Below are 17,265 nucleotides of genomic sequence, written 5' to 3' on the forward strand. Positions count from 1 at the left end.
GAGATCCGCTTTCGGCACGGTCGGTCGCGGTCGCAGCTCCCGACCTCGGGCAGGGTAGCATCGTGCTCGCTCCGGCAAGGCCAGGCCGCCTGACGGCGGTGGCCCTGACGGGCCAGCCTTGCCTTCCGCTGCGCGCGATGCTCGGCATGCGGGCAGGTCGGGACGAAGGGACGGTCGTGCCGGTCGAACAAAGGGACAAGACCTTGGTTTTCCGCCCTTGACCGGCATCTCCTCATATGAGTGCGGGAGAACCGAAAACCCTGACACTCTCGTCCTGTCGGCATGACGCCGGGCGCGGCAGCCGACACGGCGTCGCCGAAGCGGGTCTTCGCCAACCCGCCGGTGCTCGGCGAGGCGGCGCCGCCGCCCATCGCGTCCCTGCTGAAGCTGCCGGCTCCCGGTCCGCGCCCCGGCAGCGAGCGGCTGTACGACCTCACCATCAAGTATGTCGACAGCACCCTGTACAATCCCTCGACCGGGCTTGGGCAGCCGGTGCATCTGCGCACATATGTCGGCACCGACACCAGCCCCGACCGGCCCTTCATCGCGCCGACCATCGAGGCGGCGCCGGGCGACACGGTGCGGGTCAACCTGAAGAACCGGCTGCCGGCGGACCCCGACTGCTTCGACGCGAAGATCCCGACCAACACGCCGCACTGCTTCAACGGCACCAACCTGCACTCGCACGGCCTGTGGGTCAGCCCGACCGGCAACAGCGACAACGTGCTGGTCAAGCTGCTGCCCGGCGTCGATTTCCAGTACGAATACAATATCCCGCCCGACCATCCCTCGGGCACCTTCTGGTATCACCCGCACCTGCACGGCTCCACCGCGCTGCAGGTCTCCAGCGGCATGGCCGGCGCGCTGATCGTGCGCGGCGACCGCAAGCCGACCGAGACGGTCAACGGCGACCTGGACACCCTGCTGGTCAAGCCCGACGGCGGCGCCCTGCCCGAGCAGCTTCTGGTGTTCCAGCAGATCCAGTACGCCTGCACGGGCGCCGACGGAAAGATCAAGGTGGATGCCGACGGCAACGTCGATTGGACCTGCCTGCCCGGCGAGGTCGGAGTCATAGAGAGCTACGATCAGTTCGGGCCGGGCACCTGGGCGGCGTCCGGCCGCTGGACCAGCATCAACGGCGTGGTCCTGCCCGAGTTCCGCGGGCCGATGGCCGGCCAGGCGGAGCGCTGGCGGCTGGTCCATGCCGGCGTCCGCGAGACCATCACGGTCCAGTTCCGCAAGGTGTCGCGCGATGTCGGCCCGCTGGCCTCGCTTCGCCTGAAGGCGTCCGACAGCGACAGGTTCGTCGAGGAGACCTGCGGCGGCGCCCCGGTGCCGTACCAGATCGTCGCGTCCGACGGCCTGACCATGGCCCAGGCGCAGACGGTGACCGCGACCACCCTCCAGCCGGGCTACCGCAACGACCTGCTGGTCGTCTTCCCCGAACCGGGCCGCTACTGCATCAGCGAGGTCGCGACCTCGGCCGCGGGCAACGTCAGCGAGGCCGCGTCCGGCCGCGAGATCCTGGGTTTCGTCGAGGTCTCGGGCCGGCCGAAGGACGAGGCCCCGGTGACCGACGTGACCAGGGCGCTGACCGAGCAGCTGGTCGCCGCCGCGCAGAAGGTCTATGCCGGCAAGGTGCGGGACGAGGTGATCGCCGGCCTGAAGGACGGGCTGAAGCTGACCCGGTTCGTGCCCCATCCGACGATCGAGGACTCGGAGGTCCAAAGCGGCGAGAAGCTGGTGTTCTTCATCAACACCTATTCGAACGACCCGACGACCTTCGAGGTCGGCCAGGACTTCGACGTGGTCCCGGACGCCAACGGCAACCTGGTGCCCGAGGGCGCCTCGCCCTACGATCCGACCCGGATCGACCGCAAGCTGCCGCTGGGCGGCGTGCAGGAATGGGAGCTGCGCTCCTATTTCGTCAGCCACCCCTTCCACATCCACGTCAACCCGTTCCAGATCGTCAAGATCCTGGACCCGGACGGCAAGGACGTCAGCGTCGCGGGAGCGGTGGACAGTTCCGGCCAGACCACGGCGGACCCGCAATATCCCGGCCTGAAGGGGGTCTGGAAGGACACGCTCTGGGTCAAGAGCCTGATCACCTCGGGCCTGACGAACCCGCCGACCGGTGAGTACAAGATCTTCATCCGCACCCGCTACCGCCGCTACATCGGCGAGTTCGTCCTGCACTGCCACATCCTGGACCACGAGGACCAGGGCATGATGCAGAACATCAGCATCGTCCTCCCGGACGGGCAGGGCGGCACCGCCCACGGCCACGGACACGGCCCAAGCCACGCGGCCGCCAAGCCGTGAGGCCGTAGCGCTCCACCCCCGGCGGCCTGATCCGGATCCGATTTTCCGGTGAGGTCGCCGCGGCGGCGGAAAGGCTGTCGCCAGACAGCCCGGTTCTGGCCAACGAGGATGAATCCCGGCGTTTCGGTACCGCTTGGCTTGCGGAGAAGCGCTCGGCGGCTCTCCTCGTTCCCTCCGTCATCATTCCGGTCGAGACCAACATCCTGATCAATCCAGGACACCCCGATGCCGCAGGGGTATCCATGATCGACGCCACGGAATTCGTCTTCGACGACCGCCTGTTCTCCCGGCTGCTTTAGCGCCGGCAGTGCGTCCGGGCCTCCGGAATCGGCCGGAGGCCCAAGTTCGGACGGGTCGCCCTCAGTCCAGGAAGTCGCCGTGCTGCTCGATGTGCTTCGCCAGGCCGAGGGTGTGGTCGCGGACGAGCTGTTCGGCGGCGGCCGGGTCGCGGCGTTCCAAGGCGTCGATGATGTTCTTGTGGTCGACGATGGAGCGCTCCGCCCGGTTGTCCTGGCCGATCGTCAGCTTGCGGATCGCCCGCATGTGGATGAACAGGTTGTCCGTGATCTCCTGAATCAGCAGGCAGCCGCTCATGCGGATGATGGCCTTGTGGAAGGCGATGTTGGCGTCGCTGTATTCGTTGACGTGCTCGGTCGGCTTCTTGCCCTCGAAGTCGCTGAACAGCTCGCGCAGCGACCGGATGTCCGCGTCGGACGCCTTCTCGGCGGCGATGCGGGCCGCCATGCTTTCCAGCGCCGCCCAGACCGTGACCATCTCCAGGATCTCGCGCTTGGTCTTGCGGATCACGAAGATGCCGCGGCGCGGCTGGGAACGGACGAAGCCTTCCTGCTCCAGCAGGGTCATGGCCTCGCGGATCGGGGTGCGGCTGACACCCAGCTTCTCGCTGACCTGACGTTCGTCCAGCCGGATCTCCGTCTTGTGGTCGTAGATATCCATCTCCGTGATCGCCTGCTTCAGGGCATGATAGACCTGAGTGCGAAAACTGGTGCTGGTATCGAGCGGCTGGACGTTCAACGTCGGACCAGTCATTGACTGTCACCCTCTACTTTTCTGGTTGAGCCAAGCCACCCGGCGTCCCTGGAACGCTCGCCCCGTAAGCAGGCTGGATTTGGCCGACCGCATTACTAATACAATATACTTATCAGGGCTCCCCTTCTACCGTTTCATACGCCTTACCGCAACGCTCCCACAATGGGCGCATTGACCCAGGGGCGCCTTAGGCGTCCGATAGATCCGGGTCCCCGGCATGGCGCGGTCGTCAACCGGATTGTTGTTGACACACAGTATAATGTATACCAAGATCCAGAGAACGACGCGGGGCTGACTCCATCCGCGCACCAAAGATCGTCTGAAAAAGATCAAGGGCCACGGAAAAACGGGCCGGTAACCTCAAGGGCCAATAAACCAACGGGGAGAGACGCTCATGAAGATTTGCATTTTCGGTTCGGGCGCCATCGGCGGTTACATGGGCGTGCGCCTGCACCAGGGCGGTGCCGACGTCAGCCTGGTCGCGCGCGGCGCGCACCTCGCGGCCATGCAGCAAAACGGCGTCAAGCTGATCACGGAAGAGGGCGAGGACACCGTCCACCCCACCTGCAGCGACGATCCGGCAGCACTCGGTCCCCAGGATTACGTGATCATCGCGCTGAAGGCCCATTCCGTCACCGGCGCGATCCCCTCGATCAAGCCGCTGCTGGGGCCGGACACGGCGATCGTGACCGCGGTCAACGGCATCCCCTACTGGTACTTCCACAAGCATGGCGGCGAGTACGAGGGCCGGGTGGTCGAAAGCGTCGATCCCGGCGGCCTGCAGTGGAAGGAATTCGGGCCGGAACGGGCGATCGGCTGCGTCGTGTATCCCGCGACCGAGGTGGTCGAGCCGGGCGTGATCAAGCATGTCTACGGCGACAAGTTCAGCCTGGGCGAGCCGGACGGCAGCTCGTCCGACCGCATCGTGAAGCTCTCCGAGGCGCTGACCGCCGGCGGGCTGCGGGCCCCGGTCCTGGACAAGATCCGCGACGAGATCTGGCTGAAGCTGTGGGGCAACCTGTGCTTCAACCCGATCAGCGCGCTTACCCATGCGACGCTGGACGTCATCACGTCCGATCCCGAGACTCGCGCCGTCGCCCGTGCGATGATGCTGGAGGCGAAGGAGATCGGCGACCGGCTGGGCGTGCATTTCCGCGTCGACGTGGAACGCCGGATCAACGGCGCGGGCGCCGTCGGCGCGCACAAGACCTCCATGCTCCAGGACCTCGAGCGCGACCGCCCGATGGAGATCGATCCGCTGCTGACCGTCGTCCAGGAGATGGGACGGATGGTCGGGGTGCCGACGCCGACGATCGACGTCGTGCTGGCCCTGGTCAAGCAGCGCGGCGAAATGGCGGGCTGCTACACGAGGACCAGCCGGCCGGAACCGGCGGAACAGCCGGCGGTGGCGGCACAGTAAAGCCCGGCGGGGTAAATCCCGGCACAAGGGCTCCGCTCCGTCGCAAACCTGGAGGAAATGTCATGAGGGTAGAAGACGTTCTCCGCTCGAAGAACCATCGCATCGTGACCGTCCGAACCGGAGAGACGGTGGAGACCGCGGCCAAGCTGATGAAGGCGGAAAACATCGGCGCGCTGGTCGTCAAGGATGTCTGCCGGACCGAGGGCAACACCGTCGTCGGCATGTTCTCGGAACGGGACATCGTCCGCGCCATGCTGGAGCATGGCGGCAAGGTCATGCAGATGAAGGTGTCGGACCTGATGAGCCGCAACCTGATCACCTGCGCGCCGACGGACGGCCTGCACCATGTGCTGAAGCTGATGCAGGACAACCATATCCGGCACGTCCCGGTGCTCGACGGCTTCACCCTGGTCGGGCTGGTCGGCGTGCGCGACTTCATCGGCATCCGCCTGGGCGAGTTGGAGCGGGAAGACAAGGCTCCCGCCCCTGAACTCGCCCCCCAGGAACTGGCGCATTGAGACGGACCGGGAGGCGGAACCGACCGTTCCGCCTCCCGGCCGCCTTTTCCGCGACCGTGACCCTTTTCCCGCAGACCCCCGGCCCGGTGCAGCGATGACCACCCTGATCTTCACCCATCCCGATTTTCGCCTGCACGACACCGGCATGGGGCATCCCGAATGCCCGGCCCGGATCGACGCCGTCTGGGACGTGCTGGGTTCCGGCGACTTCCGCCAGCTCGACCAGCGCGAGGCGCCCGAGGCGACGGTCGAGCAGCTGGCCCATGTCCACGAGCGCTCCTACGTGGACGCGGTGCTGGCGGCGGTGCCCAGCCACGGCCGCGTCCACCTGGACCCCGACACCGTCCTGTCCGCCACGTCCCGCTCGGCCATCCTGCGCGCGGCGGGAGCCGTCTGCGCGGCGGTCGACGCCGTGGTGGGCGAGAAGGCCGCCGACAACGCCTTCTGCGCGGTCAGGCCGTGCGGCCACCACGCGGAACCGGCCCGCGCCATGGGCTTCTGCGTCTTCAACAACGTCGCGGTCGGCGCCGAGCACGCCCGTAAGCGGCATGGCGTCAAGCGGGTCGCGGTGGTCGATTTCGACGTCCACCACGGCAACGGCACCCAGGCCATGTTCGAGGACGAGCCCGACCTGTTCTTCGCCTCGACCCATGAATGGCCGTTCTATCCGGGCACGGGAGCGCGCGAGGAGCGGGGCCGCCACGACAACGTGGTCAACGTGCCGCTGGCCGCCTTCACCGGGTCCGCGGAGTTCCGGCGCGGCATGAAGGACTTCGTGCTGCCGGCGGTGGAGGCCTTCAAGCCCGACCTGCTGATGATCTCGGCCGGCTTCGACGCCCACCGGCGCGACCCGCTGGCCCACATCAACCTGGAGGCCGGCGACTTCGCCTGGGCGACCCGCGAGCTGATGGCGGTGGCCCGGCGCCACTGCGACGGCCGGGTCGTCTCGGTGCTCGAAGGCGGCTATTCCATGGACGGGCTGGCCGAGAGCCTGGCGGCCCATCTGCGCGAGCTGATGGCCGCTTAAGGCCGCCCACCCGTCTCTTCCTTCAGGATTTCGTCCCCCGCGGCCTTTCCCCCGGCCGCGGCAAGGCCCCCTTTGCGCCCGGCTCTTGGCCGGCGGCGCGGAGGCAAGAACAAGCATCGCGGAGGAGCAGCACCCCATGAAGATAGCAATCCCGAAGGAGCGGCGCGCCTCTGAGCGGCGGGTCGCCGCCTCCCCGGACACGGTCAAGAAATACAAGGCTCTCGGCGCCGACGTGGTGGTCGAGACCGGCGCCGGCGACGGCGCCTCCATCCCCGACCAGGCCTTCGCCGATGCCGGCGCCGAGATCGCGCCGGACCCCGCCGCGACCTATGCCGACGCAGACATCGTCCTCAAGGTCCAGCGCCCGCTGGAGGACGAGCTTCCGCTGATGAAGCGCGGCGCCGTCCTGGCCGGCATCCTCAATCCCCACGGCTCCCGCGACCTGCTGCCGGCCTACGCCGAGGCGGGCGTGACCGCGCTGGCGATGGAGCTGGTGCCCCGGATCACCCGGGCGCAGTCCATGGACGTGCTGTCCAGCCAGGCGAACCTGGCGGGATACCGCGCCGTGCTGGACGCGGCCTACGAGTTCGGCCGCGCCTTCCCGATGATGATGACGGCGGCCGGCACGGTTCCGCCGGCCCGCGCGCTGATCATGGGCGTCGGCGTCGCCGGGCTCCAGGCCATCGCGACCGCGCGGCGGCTGGGCGCCGTGGTGTCGGCGACCGATGTGCGGCCGGCGGTGAAGGAACAGGTCCAGTCGCTGGGCGGCAGTTTCGTCGCGGTCGAGGACGAGGAGTTCAAGCAGGCCGAGACCTCCGGCGGCTACGCCAAGGAGATGAGCAAGGAATACCAGGCCAAGCAGGCGGCCCTGATCGCCGAGACGATCAAGAAGCAGGACATCATCGTCACCACGGCCCTGATCCCCGGCCGCCCGGCCCCGCGGCTGGTGACCGACGCCATGGTCGCCACCATGAAGCCCGGGTCGGTGATCGTGGACTTGGCGGTGGAGTCCGGCGGCAACGTCGAGGGTTCCGTCCCCGGCGAGATCGTGGTCAAGCACGGCGTCAAGATCGTCGGCCACACCAACGTGCCGGGCCGGATCGCGGTCGATGCCTCCACGCTCTACGCCAAGAACCTGCTGGCGCTGCTGAACCTGTGCTTCGACGCCGAGAAGAAGTTCGCCCTGCCGTGGGACGACGAGATCGTCAAGGCGATCGCCCTGACCCGCGACGGCGCGGTGGTTCATCCGACCTTCGCGACAGCCCCGGCCACCCCCCAACCCGCAAACGCCGGAGCGTGAGCCCATGGCCGAGCATAATTTCTTCATCACCGGCCTGACGGTCTTCGCGCTGGCCTGCTTCGTGGGCTACTACGTGGTGTGGCGGGTGACGCCGGCGCTGCACTCGCCGCTGATGAGCGTCACCAACGCGGTGTCCTCCGTGATCATCGTCGGCGCGCTGATCGCGACCGGCAGCACGGCCGGCTTCACCTTCTCCACGATGCTTGGCTTCCTCGCCGTCATCCTGGCCTCGGTCAACATCTTCGGCGGCTTCATCGTCACCCAGCGCATGCTGGCGATGTACAAGAAGAAGCAGAAGAAGGCATAAAGGGAGCCCTGAACCAACATGGCCACACTAGCCCCGCTGGCATACCTGGTCGCCGCCATCTGCTTCATCATGGCGCTGCGCGGCCTCTCCAGTCCCGAGACCTCCCGCCAGGGCAACAATTACGGCATCGCCGGCATGGTGATCGCCATCGTCACCACGCTGATGCTGCCGGGCCTCGTCTCCGGACTGTCGATCACCCTGATCCTGGTCGGACTGGCGATCGGCGGCACCATCGGCGCCGTCATCGCGCGCCGGATCGAGATGACGGCCCTGCCGCAGCTGGTCGCCGCCTTCCACTCCCTGGTCGGCCTGTCGGCGGTGTTCGTCGCGATCGCGGCGTTCTACGCGCCGGAGGCCTACGGCATCGGCACCTCGGGCGCCATCCGCACCGGCAGCCTGATCGAGATGGCGCTGGGCGTCGCGATCGGCGCCATCACCTTCACCGGCTCGCTGGTCGCCTTCGCCAAGCTCCAGGGCCTGGTCAGCGGCAAGCCGCTGGTCTTCAACATGCAGCACATGCTGAACGCCGGTTTGGGCGTGGTGCTGGTGCTCGCCATCGTCTGGCTGTGCGTGTCCAACTCCACCGTGGCGCTCTGGATCATCGTGCTGCTGGCGCTGGCGCTCGGCTTCCTGCTGATCCTGCCCATCGGCGGCGCCGACATGCCGGTGGTGGTGTCGATGCTGAACAGCTATTCCGGCTGGGCGGCGGCCGGCATCGGCTTCACGCTGGAGAACAACCTGCTGATCATCACCGGCGCGCTGGTCGGGTCTTCCGGCGCCATCCTGTCCTACATCATGTGCAAGGGCATGAACCGGTCGATCTTCAACGTCATCCTGGGCGGCTTCGGCGGCGACAGCGCGGCCTCTTCCGCCGCGGGGGGCCCGGCCGGCGACCGCACGGTCAAGGCGGGTTCGGCGGAGGACGCGGCCTTCATCATGAAGAACGCCTCGTCCGTGGTGATCGTGCCGGGCTACGGCATGGCGGTGGCCCAGGCCCAGCACGCGCTCCGCGAGATGGCCGACCTGCTGAAGAAGGAGGGCGTCGAGGTCCGCTACGCGATCCACCCCGTCGCCGGCCGCATGCCCGGCCACATGAACGTGCTGCTGGCCGAGGCCAACGTGCCCTACGACGAAGTGCTTGAGCTGGAGGAGATCAACCGCGACTTCGGCCAGACCGACGTGGCCTTCGTGATCGGCGCCAACGACGTGACCAACCCGGCCGCCAAGACCGACCCGACCTCGGCGATCTACGGCATGCCGATCCTGGACGTGGAGAAGGCCAAGACGGTGGTCTTCATCAAGCGGTCCATGGCTTCGGGCTACGCCGGAGTCGACAACGAACTGTTCTTCCGCCCCAACACCATGATGCTGTTCGGCGATGCCAAGAAGGTGGCGGAGGAGATCGTCAAGGCCGTCGCCTGACCCTCGGCCGCCCGGAACCTAGAGCTGTACCCGATCAGGTCGATGCGTCCGAGACAGCTGATCCGATGCGTTGCGCCATGGGCGCAACCTACGATCGTCGGCCGCATCACCGCCGCCCTGCATCGAGCCGTAGGTTGCGTCCATGGCGCAACACAGTGCGGCGAGTGGAACGGCCGGCTGCGAGGACCGGAGCGGTTCAACCTGATCGGGGACCGCTCCAACCCCTCGGCAAGAGGCAGCCTTGGGATCAAAGTGCCCGAGCCTGCTTTGCCCAGGCGTCCGGCGGCACGACGCTTCCACAAGCTGTCACCACGGGCTCGAGATTGATGCGCGCAGCCCGCACCAAAGAGGACAACTCCAGTTACATGACGCCGGCAACTCCGGCCAGTCTGTTCATGCGGTCGCGCCGGGACTCCGCCAGAAGGTCGGCGACAGTTCCCGCGGTCCGGTCTCCGGTCGCTTCGCGGAACGCTGCAAGCCGCCGGGCAGTTTCGGCGCTTTTGCAATAGGCGCCACTCACCGCATGGAAGACTTCCACGCCTTCGGCCTCGGCGGAGGTGCGGACGGCATCCCGCAGGAATTCGCCCGCCACCGCGTCAGCTTCGCGTCCCAGCATTCCCATCAGGAGATTCCTCCATCCGGCCAGGCGGAGGCCGCTGACGGTCACGGAAGGCAGGGGCGTGATCAGCACGTCGACGTCGCTGTCCTCGCCGTCCTCACCCCTGACCACCGATCCGAACACGACGATCCGCCCAATGCCCGCTTCATGCAAACGGTCGCCGTTGGCGCGGACCGTCTCGGCGACCGACCTGAGGGTCGGCCTGGACGATACGTCGATCCTGTCGATCACCGTTGCCATCGATACCTCCGTCATCCCCGACGAAAATGCTCCCCTTCGCCGGAAAGAACAAGGTGCCGGCGCCGGCCCGGATCGGTCGGTCCCAACCCGTCAGTGCGACACCGCCGCCGAGGCGCCGATGCCGGTCTGCGAGCGGACCTCCTGGTCCTCGAACGCGGCCCGCTCCTTTTCCGCCGACGGGCTGCGGTCCAGCTTGGACACCACGACGGTGACCAGGAAGGCCAGCGTCATGGAGAACAGGGCCGGGTGCTCGTAGGGGAAGACCGGCGCCGGGTTCTCCAGCACGACGACCCACACCGCCTTGGACAGCACGACGCAGACCACCGCCGAGACCAGCCCGGTCAGGCCGCCCAGCAGCGCGCCGCGGGTGGTCAGGCCCTTCCAGTACATGGACAGGATCAGCACCGGGAAGTTGGCCGAGGCCGCGATGCCGAAGGTCAGGCCGACCAGGAACGCGACGTTCTGCTTCTCGAACAGGATGCCCAGCACGACGGCCAGCACGCCCAGGACCAGCGAGGCGATCTTGGAGACCCGCATCTCCTCCGTCTCGGACGCCTTCCCCTTGCGGATCACGCGGGCATAGATGTCTTGGGAGATCGCGGAGGCTCCCGCCAGCGCCAGGCCGGACACCACCGCCAGGATGGTCGCGAACGCCACCGCCGACAGGAAGCCCAGGAAAAGGTCGCCGCCGAGCGCCTTGGAGAGATGCATCACCGGCATGTTACCGCCGCCGATGATCTTGCCGCCGATCACGCCGCCTTCGAAGAATTGCGGGTCGGTACCGACGATGGTGATCGCGGACAGGCCCAGGATGCCGACCACCAGGAAGAAGAAGCCGATGAAGCCGGAGGCGTAGAACACGCTCTTGCGCGCTTCCTTCGCGTTGGGAACGGTGAAGAAGCGCATCATGATGTGCGGCAGCCCGGCCGTGCCGAACACGAGGCCCAGCGACAGCGACACGGCGGACACCGGGTCGGCCAGCAGCGAGCCGGGCGACATGATCTTGATCCCGGCCTTGTGGGACGCGACCGCCTGGGCCGCCATGAAGTCCAGGTCGAAGCCGAAGCGCGACAGGGCCAGCAGCCCGAGCAGCGACCCTCCGCCCAGCAGCAGCCCCGCCTTGATGATCTGCACCCAGGTGGTCGCGATCATGCCGCCGAAGGTCACGTAGACCACCATCAGCACGCCGACCACGATCACGGCGACGGCGTAATCCAGCCCGAACAGCAGTTTGATCAGCTGGCCGGCGCCGACCATCTGGACGATCAGGTAGAAGCAGACGACCGTCAGCGACCCGATCGCCGCGAAGGTCCGCACCTTGGTCTGGTCCAGCCGATACGACGCGATGTCGGCGAAGGTGAAGCGGCCCAGGTTGCGCAGCCGCTCGGCGATCAGGAACAGGATGATCGGCCAGCCGACGAAGAAGCTGATGATGTAGATGAAGCCGTCGAACCCGGTGGCGAACACAAGGCTCGACAGGCCCAGCAGCGTCGCCGCCGACATGTAGTCGCCGGCGATCGCCAGCCCGTTCTGGAAGCCGGTGATGCCGCCGCCGGCGGTATAGAAGTCGGCCGCCGACTTGGTGCGGCTGGCCGCCCAGTAGGTGATGCCGAGCGTGCCGACGACGAAGATGAAGAACATGACGATGGCCGTCACGTTCACGGCCTGCTTCTCCGCCCCGCCCAGGTCGGCGGGTGCGGCCAGCGCCGGGGCGGCCAGGGCGAGGGCCGCAAGGCTCATGGCCGCGACGGGGGACAGCAGGCGCCTCATTCCGCCGTCTCCCGGATCAGCTCGTTGGTCAGGTCGTCGAACGGGCCGTTCGCGAAGTAGGAATAGACGCCGGTCAGCAGCCAGGACACGACGATGATCCCCGCGCCGATCGGCACGCCGACCGACAGCGTGGCGCCTTCGCCCAGGGGCCGGCCGAGCAGGCCCGGCGCGAAGGCCACGACCATCATGAAGCTGTAGTAGGACACCAGGACCAGCGCGGACAGCACGGCGGCGAGACGCCCGCGCCGCCTGACCAGCACCTGGTAGTTCGGGTTCCGGCGAACCCTGGCGTAAATTGAGTCGGACATATCATTTCCAATTCGTAGCTTGCTGCAATGCGGTACGATCCATCGGCGCCTCTGGGCAGACGGTTTGATGTCGCAGGGCGGCTACGAAGGGGGGCGATGGAAAACAGCGCGGATGCCTTCCGCTAGACCTGGAAAGGAGGGTCCCGGCGGGTCAGCCGCGTCCCATCGCCTGTTCGAAGTCACGGACATCCTGCCGGAACGCCGGGACGGTCGCCGCCGCGATGGAAACGTTCTCGGCGGCCCTGCTGTAATCGTAGCCATCGTAAGCGTGGCGAAAGACGTGGCGGAAGGCCCGCAGCTTCTGGAGTCCCCGGCCGGTCTCGGGAGAGATCACCGCCGGGCGAACTCCCTGGACGGGCACCTGAGCCCGGCGGATCAGGTCGGAGTGGAAGGAGGAACTGTTGGGCAGGGCTCCGTCGATCGCCCGGATGATCCGCTCCAAGGCCGATTCCAAGGCGCCATAGCAGTTGTGAAGCAGCAGTCCGATCGCCGCCTCGCGGTCCTCGCGTATATCCTCGTCCATGTCGCCGGAATCCGACTCGAGGGAGGCCGCGCGCCGGGCGGCGGATTCGGCGTACCGGGTCGCCGCGTCCAGGTCGCGCCCGATGTCAGCCCAGAGCGCCGGGTTCAATGCCTCGCTCCGCGATACGGTTTCTGAGGGACTCCGACAGGAAGCGTTCCGGGATAACGTCGGCGGTGAAGCCGGCGTCTGCCAGGGCCAGTTCCACGTCCAGGGCGACGTCGCCGTCCCGGCCGGCGGGGACGGCCATCAGGGCGACGTCGATGTCGGACCGCTCGTCGAAGCCGCCCTCGGCGAGCGAGCCGAACACCACCAAGCGGCCGCCGGCCGCCGCCGCGACCTTCTCCGCGTCCCGCACGGCCCGCACCGCGGCGGCGCGACGCTCCGCCAGGCGGCGGGACCGCAGCTCGTCGAAAGTCGGATAGGAATGAATCGCGGTACGGCGTTCGGACATGCCTCGGGCTCTTGCGGAGCGGTCAACTACGGTCGAGGATGGTCGCCTCGCACCGGGCCTGTCAACCGGAAGACGCCGGGCAGGGGGCAAAGGGCTTAGCCGCCCGGCGTTTGACCTGAAGCAATGACCGGCCGCCCCCGGCCCGGCCAGGATTTCGTCCAAGCCAGCCGTACGAAGACAGCGGTCAAGCCGTACCGCCGCCGAAACCAGGACAATGCTCTCCATGCGCGCCGCACCCCTTCTCGCCCTGCTCGCCGTCGTCGGGATCGCCGCCGGCGGCTATGCCTATTGGGACACGCAGCAGTCCCGCGCCCTGCCGGCCGGCCTGGCGTCGGCCAACGGCCGGATCGAGGTCGAACGGGTCGATATCGCCACCAAGCTCGCCGGCCGCGTCGCCGAGATCCGCGTCCGCGAGGGCGACGCCATCCAGGCCGGCGACATCGTGGCCCGCATGGACGTCACGGAACTCCAGGCCCAGCTCCTCGCGGCCAAGGCCGCCGTCCGGCGTGCGGTCGAGAGCATCGGCAAGGCCGAGGCGGAGGTCGCGATCCGCGAGGCGGAACAGCAGCTTTCCGAGGTCGAGCTGCGCCGCGTCGTGGAGTTGGAACGGCGCGCCGCCGTCTCGACCGCCGAGGTGGACCGGCGCCGGGCGCAGAACGAGGTTGCCAAGGCCCAGATCCTCGGCGCCAGGGCCGCCGTCCGGGACGCCGGGGCCGCGCGGGAGGCCGCCGAGGCGCAGGTCGCCCAGATCGAGGCGACCATCGCCGACATGACCCTGAAGACCCCCGTCTCCGGCCGGGTGGAATACCGGCTCGCCCGGGCGGGCGAGGTGCTGGGAGCGGGAGGGCGCGTGGTCACCGTCCTGGACCTGACCGACGTCTTCATGACGGTCTTCCTGCCCACCGGCCAGGCGGGGCGGGTGGCGCACGGCTCGGATGCCCGGATCGTGCTCGACGCGGCGCCCAGCTACGTGGTGCCGGCCACGGTGTCGTTCATCGCGGCGGAGGCGCAGTTCACCCCCAAGGCGGTCGAGACCTCCGACGAGCGCGAGAAGCTGATGTACCGCGTCAAGCTGGCGATCGATCCCAAGCTGCTGGAGACCTACCGCGACTATGTGCGCGCGGGGCTCACCGGAAACGCCTATGTCCGGATCGACCGGGCGGCGGAGTGGCCGGCCGAGCTCGCGCCAAAGCTTCCGCCAACTCCCGAGGGGGCGGAGACCGCCGATGTCCGGTGACGACGGGGTCGCGCTGGAGGGCGTCTCGCACCGCTACGGGCGCACCGCGGCGCTCGACGGCGTCTCGCTCCGGATCCCCGGCGGCACGGCGACCGCCGTGGTCGGCCCGGACGGCGTCGGCAAATCCACGCTGCTGGCGCTGATCGCCGGCGTCAAGCGGGGGCAGGCGGGCACCGTCCGGGTGCTGGGCGGCGACATGGCCTCGGCAGCGCACCGCGACCGGGCGGCGCCCGGCATCGCCTACATGCCCCAGGGGCTGGGGCGGAACCTCTATCCGACCCTGTCGGTGGTCGAGAACATCGACTTCTTCGGCAGCCTGTTCGGCCTGTCCCGGGCGGACCGCCGGGCGCGCATCGACCGGCTGCTTCACGCCACCGGCCTGCACCCGTTTCCCGACCGCCCCGCCGGCAAGCTGTCGGGCGGCATGCGGCAGAAGCTGTCGCTGTGCTGCGCGTTGATCCACGATCCGGACCTGCTGATCCTGGACGAGCCGACCACCGGCGTCGATCCGCTGTCGCGCCGGCAGTTCTGGCGCCTGATCGACGACATCCGGGCCGGCCGGCCGGGCATGACCGTGCTGGTCGCCACCGCCTACATGGAGGAGGCGGAACGGTTCGAGCGTCTGGTCGCGATGGACGGCGGCACGATCCTGGCCGCCGGCCCGACCGCCGAGGTGCTGGCCCGGACCGGCGCCGCGACCCTGGACGAGGCGTTCGCCGCCCTCCAGCGGGGCAGGGGGACCGGGCCGGCCGAGGGCTGGACCCCGCTGCCGCCCCGCACCCCGGATCCTGGAGCGCCGCCGGCCATCCTGGCGGAGGGGCTGACCCGCCGGTTCGGCGACTTCACCGCCGTGGACGGGGTCAGCTTCCGGATCGAGCGCGGGGAGATCTTCGGCTTCCTCGGCTCCAACGGCTGCGGCAAGACCACGACCATGAAGATGCTGACCGGACTGCTGCCGGCCACCGAGGGGCGGGCCGAACTGCTGGGCCGTCCCGTGGCGGCGGGCGACATCGCGACGCGCATGCGGGTCGGCTACATGTCGCAGTCCTTCTCGCTGTACGAGGAGCTGTCGGTCCGCGCCAACCTGGACCTGCACGCGCGGCTGTACCGAATCCCGGCGGCGGAGGTCGGGCCGCGCACCCGCGAGGCGCTGGAGCGGTTCGACCTCGCCGGCGTGGCCGACGCCCGGCCGAACAGCCTGCCGCTCGGCATCCGCCAGCGCCTTCAGCTGGCCGCCGCCTGCCTCCACCGGCCGGAAGTGCTGATCCTGGACGAGCCGACGTCGGGCGTGGACCCGGCGGCGCGGGACATGTTCTGGCGTCACCTGGGCGAGCTGGCGCGGCGCGACGGCGTCACCGTCTTCGTCTCGACCCACTTCATGAACGAGGCCGAGCGGTGCGACCGCATCTCGCTGATGCATGCCGGGCGGACGCTGGCCGTCGGCACGCCGCGGGAGATCCGCGAAGCGCGCGGCGCGGCATCCCTGGAGGACGCCTTCGTCGCCTGCCTGGTGGAGGCGACCGGCGAGGACGCGGAGTCCGGGGCGGGGCAGGGGGCGAGGCAGGGCGTGGCGGCACCGCCCGCCACGGCCGACGCGAAGCCGCCGGACCATGCCACGCTCGCCGCGTCCTTCGGACGGATCTTCGCCTTCGCGCGGCGGGAGATGATCGAGATCCTGCGGGACCCCGTCCGGCTCGCCTTCGCCCTGCTCAGCCCGATCGTGCTCATGGTCACCTTCGGCTATGGCGTCACCTTCGACGTGGAGGACCTTCCCTTCGCCGTGTTCGACCGCGACCGGAGCGCCGAGAGCCGGCAGTTCGTCGAAAGCTTCGCGGGCTCCCGCTATTTCGACCAGAGGCCGCCGATGGACAGCGAAAGCGAGATCGACGCGCGGCTCCGGTCGGGCGAGCTGCGGGTCGCCATCGACATCCCGCCCGGCTTCGGCCGCGACCTGCTGGACGGCCACCGGCCGCAGGTGGCGTTCCTGCTCGACGGGTCGATGCCGTTCCGGGCCGAGACGGCGCGCGGCTACGTGGACGGCATCGTGTCCTCCTATGCGCAGGACCTCGCCCGGCGTACGGCCGGGGAGGCGGTTTCGCCATACCCGGTCCAGGTCGAGGCACGGTTCCGCTACAACCAGGAATTCCGCAGCGCCGTCGCGATCACGCCCGGCTGCATCATGATCCTGCTGATCATCGTCCCGTCCATGCTGACCGCGCTGGGCGTGGTGCGGGAGAGGGAGATCGGCTCGATCAGCAATCTCCAGGCGTCTCCGGCGACCGTTGGCGAGTTCCTGCTGGGCAAGCAGGCGCCCTATGTCGCGATCGGCTTCCTCAGCTTCCTGTCGCTGACCCTGCTGGTCGCCGTCCTGTTCGGCGTGACCGTGAAGGGATCCATGGCGGCCCTGGCGCTGGGGGCTCTCCTCTACGTGTTCGCCGCCACGGGGGTCGGGCTGGTGGTCTCGACCTTCGTCAGGAGCCAGGTCGCGGCGATCATCGCGACCGCCGTGCTGGTCACCGTGCCGGCCATCAATTTCTCGGGATATCTCTATCCCGCGGCCACGGTGGAAGGGGCCGGGCGGTACATCGGGCTGGGATTCCCCTCCCTGTGGTTCCAGAACGTCAGCATCGGCACCTTCGCGAAAGGGCGGCCGTTCGCGGATTTCCAGCTCGAATTCCTGATGCTGTTCGCGTTCGGCGCGGGGTTCCTGATGATCGCCAGCCGCTTGCTCAGGAAGCAGGAGCGTTGACC

At 68.5% G+C, this 17,265-nt stretch carries 15 protein-coding genes and 1 pseudogene; 10 read left to right on the top strand and 6 right to left on the bottom strand.

All coding sequences use genetic code 11. The annotated features are described in order from the left end of the window. The first annotated feature begins 282 nt into the window (after positions 1-282). Together JL101_RS30245 and JL101_RS30250 are read left to right on the top strand one after the other, a co-directional pair. Positions 283-2,322 carry a multicopper oxidase family protein gene (locus tag JL101_RS30245; protein ID WP_203102863.1) on the top strand — a complete coding sequence of 680 codons (2,040 nt, stop codon included), beginning with the start codon at positions 283-285 and terminating at the stop codon, positions 2,320-2,322. 74 nt (positions 2,323-2,396) lie between these two features. Then, the gene (locus tag JL101_RS30250; protein ID WP_323374751.1) at positions 2,397-2,621 is read left to right on the top strand and encodes an RES family NAD+ phosphorylase; all 225 of its coding nucleotides are present in this window, start codon (positions 2,397-2,399) and stop codon (positions 2,619-2,621) included. 61 nt (positions 2,622-2,682) lie between these two features. Here the strand turns inward: JL101_RS30250 and JL101_RS30255 are convergent, their stop codons facing one another. Further along, positions 2,683-3,372, bottom strand: coding sequence for a GntR family transcriptional regulator (locus tag JL101_RS30255; RefSeq protein WP_203102864.1), 690 nt, complete (start codon positions 3,370-3,372; stop codon positions 2,683-2,685). Between the two features lie 394 nt (positions 3,373-3,766). On the opposite strand from JL101_RS30255, the gene JL101_RS30260 reads away from it, so the two are divergent. The 6 genes and pseudogenes from JL101_RS30260 (at position 3,767) to JL101_RS30285 (ending at position 9,366) form a co-directional block, all read left to right on the top strand. Further along, a complete protein-coding gene (locus JL101_RS30260) occupies positions 3,767-4,792 on the top strand; it encodes a 2-dehydropantoate 2-reductase (RefSeq protein ID WP_203102866.1) in 1,026 nt (341 codons plus the stop codon). A 62-nt stretch (positions 4,793-4,854) separates the two neighbouring features. Next, a complete protein-coding gene (locus tag JL101_RS30265; RefSeq protein WP_201083261.1) occupies positions 4,855-5,310 on the top strand; it encodes a CBS domain-containing protein in 456 nt (151 codons plus the stop codon). A gap of 94 nt (positions 5,311-5,404) precedes the next feature. Further along, on the top strand, positions 5,405-6,337 hold the full coding sequence (locus JL101_RS30270; protein ID WP_203102868.1) for a histone deacetylase family protein: 933 nt from the start codon (positions 5,405-5,407) through the stop codon (positions 6,335-6,337). 136 nt (positions 6,338-6,473) lie between these two features. After that, a complete protein-coding gene (locus tag JL101_RS30275) occupies positions 6,474-7,637 on the top strand; it encodes a Re/Si-specific NAD(P)(+) transhydrogenase subunit alpha (protein WP_203102870.1) in 1,164 nt (387 codons plus the stop codon). Between the two features lie 34 nt (positions 7,638-7,671). After that, positions 7,672-7,944: pseudogene (locus tag JL101_RS30280) on the top strand (proton-translocating transhydrogenase family protein); the annotation flags it as partial. Positions 7,945-7,962: 18 nt separating this feature from the next. Beyond that, complete coding sequence (locus JL101_RS30285) at positions 7,963-9,366, top strand: NAD(P)(+) transhydrogenase (Re/Si-specific) subunit beta (protein WP_203102874.1); 1,404 nt, start codon at positions 7,963-7,965, stop codon at positions 9,364-9,366. 361 nt (positions 9,367-9,727) lie between these two features. Here JL101_RS30285 and JL101_RS30290 read toward each other — a convergent pair whose 3' ends face one another. From JL101_RS30290 to JL101_RS30310, 5 genes are all read right to left on the bottom strand, one after another. Further along, positions 9,728-10,225 carry a nucleotidyltransferase family protein gene (locus tag JL101_RS30290; RefSeq protein WP_203102875.1) on the bottom strand — a complete coding sequence of 166 codons (498 nt, stop codon included), beginning with the start codon at positions 10,223-10,225 and terminating at the stop codon, positions 9,728-9,730. A 90-nt stretch (positions 10,226-10,315) separates the two neighbouring features. After that, positions 10,316-11,995, bottom strand: a complete 1,680-nt coding sequence (actP, locus tag JL101_RS30295; protein ID WP_203102877.1) for a cation/acetate symporter ActP — start codon at positions 11,993-11,995, stop codon at positions 10,316-10,318. Next, positions 11,992-12,303, bottom strand: a complete 312-nt coding sequence (locus tag JL101_RS30300) for a DUF485 domain-containing protein (protein ID WP_203102879.1) — start codon at positions 12,301-12,303, stop codon at positions 11,992-11,994. Before JL101_RS30300 ends, actP begins: the two co-directional genes overlap by 4 nt. Before the next feature lie 151 nt (positions 12,304-12,454). After that, positions 12,455-12,934 carry a ribonuclease toxin HepT-like protein gene (locus tag JL101_RS30305; protein ID WP_203102881.1) on the bottom strand — a complete coding sequence of 160 codons (480 nt, stop codon included), beginning with the start codon at positions 12,932-12,934 and terminating at the stop codon, positions 12,455-12,457. Beyond that, complete coding sequence (locus JL101_RS30310; RefSeq protein WP_203102882.1) at positions 12,912-13,277, bottom strand: nucleotidyltransferase family protein; 366 nt, start codon at positions 13,275-13,277, stop codon at positions 12,912-12,914. Before JL101_RS30310 ends, JL101_RS30305 begins: the two co-directional genes overlap by 23 nt. Positions 13,278-13,500: 223 nt before the next feature. Between JL101_RS30310 and JL101_RS30315 the strand changes: the two genes are divergently transcribed. Continuing rightward, positions 13,501-14,514: an HlyD family secretion protein gene (locus tag JL101_RS30315; RefSeq protein ID WP_203102884.1), complete on the top strand. Its 1,014-nt coding sequence runs from the start codon at positions 13,501-13,503 to the stop codon at positions 14,512-14,514. Next, positions 14,504-17,263 carry a ribosome-associated ATPase/putative transporter RbbA gene (gene rbbA / locus JL101_RS30320; protein ID WP_203102886.1) on the top strand — a complete coding sequence of 920 codons (2,760 nt, stop codon included), beginning with the start codon at positions 14,504-14,506 and terminating at the stop codon, positions 17,261-17,263. The genes JL101_RS30315 and rbbA overlap by 11 nt, the downstream gene beginning before the upstream one ends. The last annotated feature ends 2 nt before the right edge of the window (positions 17,264-17,265 follow it).

It is taken from the genome of Skermanella rosea (genome assembly GCF_016806835.2).
GTDB lineage: Bacteria > Pseudomonadota > Alphaproteobacteria > Azospirillales > Azospirillaceae > Skermanella > Skermanella rosea.